Annotated in this window: 7 protein-coding genes and 1 pseudogene; 2 read left to right on the top strand and 6 right to left on the bottom strand. The window is 66.4% G+C overall.

Features of this window, described 5'->3' with window-relative positions:
* The 3 genes from JOY90_RS02825 to JOY90_RS02815 all read right to left on the bottom strand — a co-directional run.
* A partial coding sequence (locus JOY90_RS02825; protein ID WP_291689651.1) for an ATP-binding cassette domain-containing protein occupies positions 1-554 on the bottom strand: 554 nt, incomplete at its 3' end.
* 32 nt (positions 555-586) lie between these two features.
* Entirely contained in the window at positions 587-1558 is a 972-nt protein-coding gene (locus JOY90_RS02820) for a YVTN family beta-propeller repeat protein (RefSeq protein WP_291689650.1), read from the bottom strand.
* A 17-nt stretch (positions 1559-1575) separates the two neighbouring features.
* Positions 1576-2757 (bottom strand): ABC transporter substrate-binding protein, encoded by a 1182-nt coding sequence (locus JOY90_RS02815; protein ID WP_291689649.1) that lies wholly within the window; start codon positions 2755-2757, stop codon positions 1576-1578.
* A 273-nt stretch (positions 2758-3030) separates the two neighbouring features.
* Between JOY90_RS02815 and JOY90_RS02810 the strand changes: the two genes are divergently transcribed.
* A complete protein-coding gene (locus JOY90_RS02810; RefSeq protein WP_291689648.1) occupies positions 3031-3540 on the top strand; it encodes a DUF3280 domain-containing protein in 510 nt (169 codons plus the stop codon).
* A gap of 10 nt (positions 3541-3550) precedes the next feature.
* Here the strand turns inward: JOY90_RS02810 and fghA are convergent, their stop codons facing one another.
* Positions 3551-4396 (bottom strand): S-formylglutathione hydrolase, encoded by an 846-nt coding sequence (gene fghA / locus JOY90_RS02805; RefSeq protein WP_291689647.1) that lies wholly within the window; start codon positions 4394-4396, stop codon positions 3551-3553.
* A 102-nt stretch (positions 4397-4498) separates the two neighbouring features.
* Positions 4499-5119 carry a response regulator transcription factor gene (locus JOY90_RS02800; protein WP_291689646.1) on the bottom strand — a complete coding sequence of 207 codons (621 nt, stop codon included), beginning with the start codon at positions 5117-5119 and terminating at the stop codon, positions 4499-4501.
* 160 nt (positions 5120-5279) lie between these two features.
* Between JOY90_RS02800 and JOY90_RS02795 the strand changes: the two genes are divergently transcribed.
* On the top strand, positions 5280-6638 hold the full coding sequence (locus JOY90_RS02795) for a histidine kinase (protein WP_291689645.1): 1359 nt from the start codon (positions 5280-5282) through the stop codon (positions 6636-6638).
* A 218-nt stretch (positions 6639-6856) separates the two neighbouring features.
* On the opposite strand, the pseudogene JOY90_RS02790 reads toward JOY90_RS02795, so the two are convergent.
* Positions 6857-7501, bottom strand: a pseudogene (locus JOY90_RS02790) (hydantoinase/oxoprolinase family protein); the annotation flags it as partial.

Here is a 7501-nt window from a genome sequence, read left to right as displayed (position 1 = left end):
TGGGAAAGGATGTCCGCGCGCGCCTTGACGTCGAGGCCCACGGTCGGCTCGTCGAGCAGCAAGAGGCGCGGCCGGTGCAGCAATGCGCGCGCGATCTCGAGCCGCCGCATCTGCCCGCCCGAGAGGTCGCGGACCTTGCTCTTGCTGCGGTCGGCAAGGCCGATGCGCGCGAGCACCTCCTCGCCGCGCGCCCGCGCCTCGCGCCGGTCGATGCCGTGCAAAGCGGCGTGATAGAGCAGGTTCTGCATCAGCGAGAGGTCGAGATCGAGCGTTCGCGGCTGGAACACGACGCCGAGCAGCCGCAGCGCCTCGCTCGGCGCGCGGCCGATGTCATGGCCGAAAATGCCGATGCGTCCGGTCTGGATGCCGAACAGCCGCGTGATCAGCGAGAACAGCGTGCTTTTTCCCGCACCGTTCAGCCCGAGCAAGGCGGTGAAGCTCGCCGGCGCCACCGTGAAGCTGACATCGATCAGCGCGCGACGGGCGCCATAGGAATGGCTGATGGCGTCGATCGACAGCGCCGGTGTGGCGGCGGCGTCGCGCCGGAATGGCATCAATGTGGAGGCGGTTCGGGCGTCGGTTGCGGTCATGGCTTTGCGATCGTGACGCCCCAGGGCAACTCGCCGACCTGGATGGTCTTGATGACCTTCTGGGCGGCGACGTCGATCACCGAGACGTCGTTGGAGATGCCGTTGGTAACGAGCAGGTATTTCTCGTCCGGCGTGAAGTCCATGTGCCAGACCCGCTGGCCGACCAGGAGATACTTGCTGACTGCGTGGGTCGCGGCGTCGACCACCGCGACCCGGTTGGCGGGACCGAGCGCGACGAAGGCGGTCTTGTCGTCCCTGGTGATGCCGATGCCGACCGGCTGGATCGCCTCGCGCCGCAGGCCCGGAATCGCGAACTCGATCTTGCCGGTCACGGCATGCTTGGCCGGATCGACGATCGATACCGTGCCGCCGATCTCGGAGGACACCCACAATTCGGAAGCATCGTGTTTGTATTGGGCGAAGCGCGGCCGCGGATCGACCAGCACATTGGCGACGATCTGGCGCGACGCCGTGTCGATGAAATGCGCCATGTTGGTGGTCTCGGAGGTGTTGATCAGGATCTTGCCGTCCGGGCTCACCGTCATGCCTTCCGGCTCGACGCCGACCTGGATGTCGCCGAGCCGGGCGCGCTTCTCGAGATCGATCACGGTCACCGTGTTGTCGTTCTCGTTGGCGACATACATCACCTTGCCGGCGGCGTCCTGGGTGAACAATTCCGGATCGGGACCCGAGGGCAGGGTGTCCACGATCGCCTGGGTCCTGGTGTCGATCACCTGGATGGTGTCGTCGTCGCCGACCGCGACGAACACGAACTTGCCGTCACGGCTGAACTCGATGCCGCGCGGCCGCTGGCCGACCTTGATGGTGTTGGTCACGGACCAGCTATCGGTGTCGATCACCGTAACCGTGTTGCCTTTTTCGTTGGAGACATAGGCGGAGCCGGCATCGGCAGGGGCGATTGCCGCAAGCCACAGCGCCGATCCGAGTAGCAGGCAGGTGCGCCACATGCGAGGCTCTCTCCGTCTCAACGTAGTTTGCACTTGGTCTCGGGCTTGTCGACGCCCAGCGTATCGAGCTCCGAGAACTGGTGCAGGAAACCTTCCTGCGGCGACACCGATACCACCATGCGGCCGTCGGCGAGCAGGATGGGCTGGCGAAGCTGCAGATTCCAGTCGCGCAGGGTCAAGGGCTTGCCCTTGAACGCCGCGATCTGGAAGTCCGGCCCCCTGATGAAGTCGGATATTTTCCTGGCGTCGCCCGAATTGGTGCGCGAGGCAGCCTCGCCGATCATGCGCGTCGCGGTCCAGGCCTGCATGTCGAGCGCGGTCATGCGCCGCGAATTGAGCTTCACGAAACGGTTCTGGAGCTGGATCGCGCCCCATTGGTCGTGGGAGGCATCCCAGCTCGTCGGGACCAGGCCCGCCGAGCCCGCGACCGGGCGCGGGTCCCAGGTGCGATAGGGCAGATAGTTGGCGAACACCTCGCTCTCGTCGGCGGCGACCAGAACGTCATAGGCCGGCGCCTGCTGGGTGAACACCGGCATCTGGCGCTGGATCAGGGTGACGCCGCTGTCGGTGCGGCGGGCGCCGCCGGTGTCCTCGAAGCTGCGCTCCTGCACGATCTTGGCGCCAAAGCGCGTCGCGGCGCGCCGCAGCGCATCGGCATAGAGCTTGTCGGCATCGTGCGAGCCGACCACCAAGAGCCAGCGCCGCCATTGCTTCCACACCAGATACTGGCCGAGCGCATCCGCCAGCATCGAGCGGGTCGGGGCGACGTGCACGACACTGGCGCGGCAGTCCTCCTCGCGCAGCCGGTCGTCGGTCGCGCCGGCGTTGAGGAGGAGAGTGCCGCGCTCGCGCAGCGCATCGGCGACCTTCACGAGTTCATCCGCCGGCAGGTCCGCTATGATGAAGCCGTTGTGCTCGACGAGCGCGGTCGCGGCCTGGACGGCATCCGCGTTCGGCTTGAGGTGGATCTCCTCGAGCGTGAAGTGCTGGTCGAGGAATTTTCCCGTGGTGTTGTTGTCCTCGATCGCAAGCTGCGCGCCGGCAACGCCATTGTTCGCGGCCGGCTGCTCGATCAACGACAACGTCTCCTTTGTCCCGGGGCGGCCGAGATAACCGATGCCGATCTCGACGGGCTCGGCCGCGAGCGCGTGGGCCACCACGATGCTTGCAGCGATCGCGCCGATCAACCATCGGAACATGGCTCCTCCCTGACGGTTCTTCTTCGACGAAGAACTCCGCTCGAAACAAGACCGAATTGCCATGGCTTGCAACCCTACTTTTTATCGGTCCTGCGCCCACCACTCCGCTGTCATCGCCCGGCTCGACCGGGCGATCCAGTACGCCGCGGCTGCTCGGTTTAGCCGCGCCGGCTCTGGGATGCTGGATCCCCGCTTTCGCGGGATGACAGCTCGATTCGGGAGGCTCCGGAGATCGATATTGTCGCGCCATTCTATTCATGGCAGGTCATGATCATGAGAGAGCTTTCAGTCATTCTGATGTTGGTGCTAGCCGCGCCCGTGCGTGCCGCCGATCCGCCGAAGCTCGCGGTGTTCGATTTCGAGATGATCGACACCAGCCTGCAAGGCGAGGTCTATGGCCCGCGCGGCGACGAGCGTGACCGGCTGCTTCATGTCGGCGATCAGATCCGCAAGCAGCTCGGCGAGTCCGGCAGGTTCCAGGTGCTCGACATCGCATCCGTCAATGATGCGGCGCATCACAGCAATCTGCAGGCCTGCGGCGGTTGCGACGTAAAGCTGGCGTGGCAGCTCGGTGCCGATCTGGCGATGACGGGCGTGGTGCAGAAGGTCTCCAACCTCATCCTCAACGTCAACTTCTACCTGCGCGACGTCAAGACCGGCGCGTTGGTCGCTGCCGGCAGCGCCGACATGCGCGGCAACACCACCGAGTCCTGGACGCGTGCCACCGACTATCTCATCCGCAACCGCCTGCTCGCACAGGATTACGGCGCGCCACCGAAATAGCGCCGCAGCCTCACGCTTTCAACCGCTCGGCGTGCCAGCGCAGGTGGGCCTCCATGAAGGTGGAGATGAAGTAGTAGCTGTGGTCGTAGCCTGCCTGCCGGCGCAGTTGTAGCGGAATGCCGGCCTTCTCGCAGGCGGCCTGCAAGAGTTCGGGGCGAAGCTGCTCGGTCAGGAATGGGTCGGCGTCGCCAATGTCGACGAGAAAGCCGGAATAGCGCGCGCCGTCCTCGATCAGTGCCACGGTGTCGTGCCTGCGCCAGGTCTGTTTGTCGCTGCCGAGATAGCCGCCGAGTGCTTTCGTGCCCCAGGGGACCTGCGAGGGCGCCACGATCGGCGCAAAGGCGCTGGCCGCGCGGTAGCGGTCGGGATGGCGCAACGCCACCGTCAGCGCGCCATGCCCGCCCATGGAATGGCCGAGGATGGATTGCCGCGCCGGATCGATCGGGAAATTTTCCCGGATCAACCCCGGCAGCTCCTCGGTGACATAGCTCCACATCCGGTAGTTCTTCGCAAACGGCGCCTCGGTCGCGTCGACAAAGAAACCGGCGCCGAGGCCGAAATCGTAGGCGTTGGCAGGATCGCCCGGCACGCCTTGGCCGCGCGGGCTGGTGTCGGGCGCGACGAAGATGAGGCCAAGCTCGGCGCAGGCGTGGCGGAATTCGCCTTTCTCCGTGACATTGGCATGGGTGCAGGTCAGGCCCGACAGGTAGGTGACGGCAGGCAGTTTTGCGCCTTCGGCATGTGCCGGAACATAGACCGAGAAAGTCATGTCGGTGCCGGTTGAAGCGCTGGCGTGCTTGTAGACGCCCTGTGTGCCGCCATGGGACTTGTTGAGGGAAACGGTCTGAAGGGTCATGGACGGAACTCCGCTGCGGCCATGCGCCGAGGGTTGCGTTGTCGTAAGCGATGCGCTGGTTACGCCACGGGCGCGATTTCGCCAAGCCTCAACGCGCGGGCCTCACGCCACGCCGTGCTCGATCGCCAGCCGGACCAGCTCCACCGAGGTGCGCACGCCGAGCTTCTGGCGCATGATCGAGGAAGTGTTGGCCACGGTCTTGTAGGACGAATTCACCAGCCAGGCGATCTCCGTCAGGCTCTTGCCCGCGCTGAGGAGGCGCAGGATTTCCATCTCGCGTGGTGTCAGTTTCGAGAGCGGGCTTTGCGTCACGCCCGGACCTGCAAAAGCGAGGCTGCGCGCCATCGCCGGCGGCAGATAGGTCTCGCCCTTGCCGACCTGGCGGATCGCCTCGACGAGGTCGCAAGGGTCGCCGGCCTTGGAGACATAGCCCTTGGCGCCGGCCTCGATGGCGCGGGCGGCGAACACCGGGTCGTCGTTCATGCTGAACATGATGATACGGGCGGAGGCATCATGCGCGCGGATGCGGCGCGCCAGCTCGAATCCCGATACCGTCGGCAGGTTGATGTCGACGACGCAGACATCCGGATGCTCGGTGGTAAAAACGTGCTCGCCGCTCTCGGCGTCGGCGGCTTCCAACAGCTCGACATCCGGCTCGCCCGCAAGCACCGCGCGGCAGCCGGACGCGACGATGGGATGGTCGTCCACGATCAGGACGCGCATGAGCTTTCTCTCCCAGAGCCGCTCTCTTGTTGCTGTTGTTGCACTGCATCACGACGGCCATCGTATCGGCTGTGATACGGTGCAGCTCAATTAGAGCGTCCGCTGTTTTTGGTGTCAACGTTAGTGGCGGGCGAATGTGACGCGGTCGTGGACGGACCCCATGTGGCAGAAACTCTCCCTTCGCGCGCGGATCAACGTGCTGCTGGCACTGGTGCTGGCGCTCGGCCTCGCCGTCAACATCGCGCGGCTGGTGCTCGAAGCCGGCCCGCGCGTGCAGGCGGAGGATCAGAGCGTGATTCGCCTGGCGCGCGAATTTACCGAGACCATCGTGGCGGGCCTGCGCGAGGCGCCCGATCCCGAAAGCCGGCTGAGCCAGATCCTCAGTGACCTTTCCAGGCTGCGCCATGTCAGCATCACGTGGCAGGACGGAGCTGCGGTGTCCTCGCGCGGCGAGCCTGCCGACGACATGATCGGCGAGCGGGCGCCGCCGGCTTGGTTCGTCGCGCTGGTTCATCCGGAGAAGTCATCCGTCAGCGTACCGGTATCGATCCACGGCCGGGACGGATCGCTGGTGATCACGCCGCATCCGGACGACGAGATCGCCGAAATCTGGGACGGCATCGTCACCCAGGTCGAGGTCGGCTCGGCCATTGCGGTGGCCCTGTTTCTGATCATGATGGCGGTGGTGAGCCGTGCGCTGGCGCCGCTGGAATCGCTGTCGCGGGCGATGACGGCGATCGAGGAGGGCGCCTATGACGTGCGGGTCACGCCGTCGGGCGCGCCGGAGCTGGCAGCGATCTGCCGCAGGCTGAACCATCTCGCCGCCGTGCTAGGCGAGGCGGTGGAAGAAAAGCGGCGTCTCGCCGAGCGGGCCGTCTCGCTGCAGGACCTCGAGCGTAAGGAGATCGCGCGCGAATTGCACGACGAGTTCGGGCCGTATCTGTTCTCGATCCGCGCCCATGCCAGCGCGCTGGTCAAGCTGGCGGAGACCGGCGACGTGGGCGCCGACGCGTTGCGGCGGCATGGCGGCGCGATCTGGGAACAGGTCAATGCGCTGCAGCAGTTCAACCGCAGGGTCCTGGAGAAGCTGCGACCGGTCGCGCTGGCCGAGCTTGGCTTGCGAGAAGCGCTCGAAGCGTTGCTGCGGCTGTGGCGGGAGTCGAACCCCAACGTCGCGATCGAGACCACGATATCGCCGTCGCTCGGCGACACCGGCGAAACCGCCGAGCTCACGATCTACCGCGTGGTGCAGGAGGCGCTGACCAACGTGTTCCGTCACGCCGGCGCCACCGCGGTCAACGTCACCATCGAGGCCGCCGGACAGGCGGAAGGCTCGCCGCGCGGGCGCGATTGCGCGCTGGTGCGTGTGCGCGACAATGGCCGCGGCCTGATCAGCGGCCACAAGCTCGGTCGTGGACTGACCGGCATGCGCGAACGGATATTGGCGCTCGGCGGCACCCTCACCGTCGCCTCAGCCGACGATGGCGTGATGGTGGAGGCGGTGATCCCGAAACTCTAACCGAATGTGTGGGAGCTTTGGGATGATCAGGCCGCCGCAAACTCCGTTCACCTCGCCCCGCTTGCGGGGAGAGGTCGAAAGCGAAGCTTTCGGGTGAGGGGGACTCTCACGAGTCCCGCTGGTGAAGCAGCACCCCAACCCTCTCTCCGCGAAAGAGCGGGGAGAGGGAGCGCGCTTCCTTCGCCGATCTAGCGAAGCCTATCTCATCGTGCTGTCGATCACGCCGCCGCCGGCACCTGTGGATCGGCGATCGCGCCGGCGACGCGGACGCGGACGCGGAGCGCATTGCCGGGAAGGTAGGCGATCGGCATGTCTTCGACGTCGATGGTCTTGAGGGTTTCGCGCGCAGCGCCGGCGGAGATGGCGCGCTCCTCGGCAATGCCGCGCGCGGCGGCGATCGCCTCATCGCGGGAGAGATCGCGGAACACCTGGTCGGCCTCGCCCGAGACCTGCGCGATTGCCGCTCCCACCGCGTTGGCGCAGTCGCCATGCGGCACGCGCACGATCTCGGAGATGCCGGGCAGGTGGTCCGGCACCAGGAAGGCGCCGCCGCCGACCGCGAGCAGCGGCACGTCGCCGGCTTCGGTCTTCATCCGGTCGATGTCATCGGCGAGCTTGCGATGCGCGGTGGCGAGTGCGGCCTCGATCAGCGGCTTCGGCAGCGAGGCGACGTGGGCGCGGTCGCCGATCTCGACGAGGCCGGCGGCAACCGCGATGTCGGTCGCTGTGAGGCGCGTGCCGCCGAACACCAGCGCCTCCGAGGTCAAGCGGTAGCCGACGCTGACCGGCCCGACCCGCGCCGGGTCTTGCTCGACATGGCTGCCGCCACCGAGTCCGATCGACAACAGGTCGGGCATCCGGAA

The organism is Bradyrhizobium sp., from assembly GCF_019242285.1.
Classification (GTDB): domain Bacteria; phylum Pseudomonadota; class Alphaproteobacteria; order Rhizobiales; family Xanthobacteraceae; genus Bradyrhizobium.
Note: the sequence above shows the minus strand (reverse complement) of the source record. Positions and strands in the feature narration are given on the sequence as shown.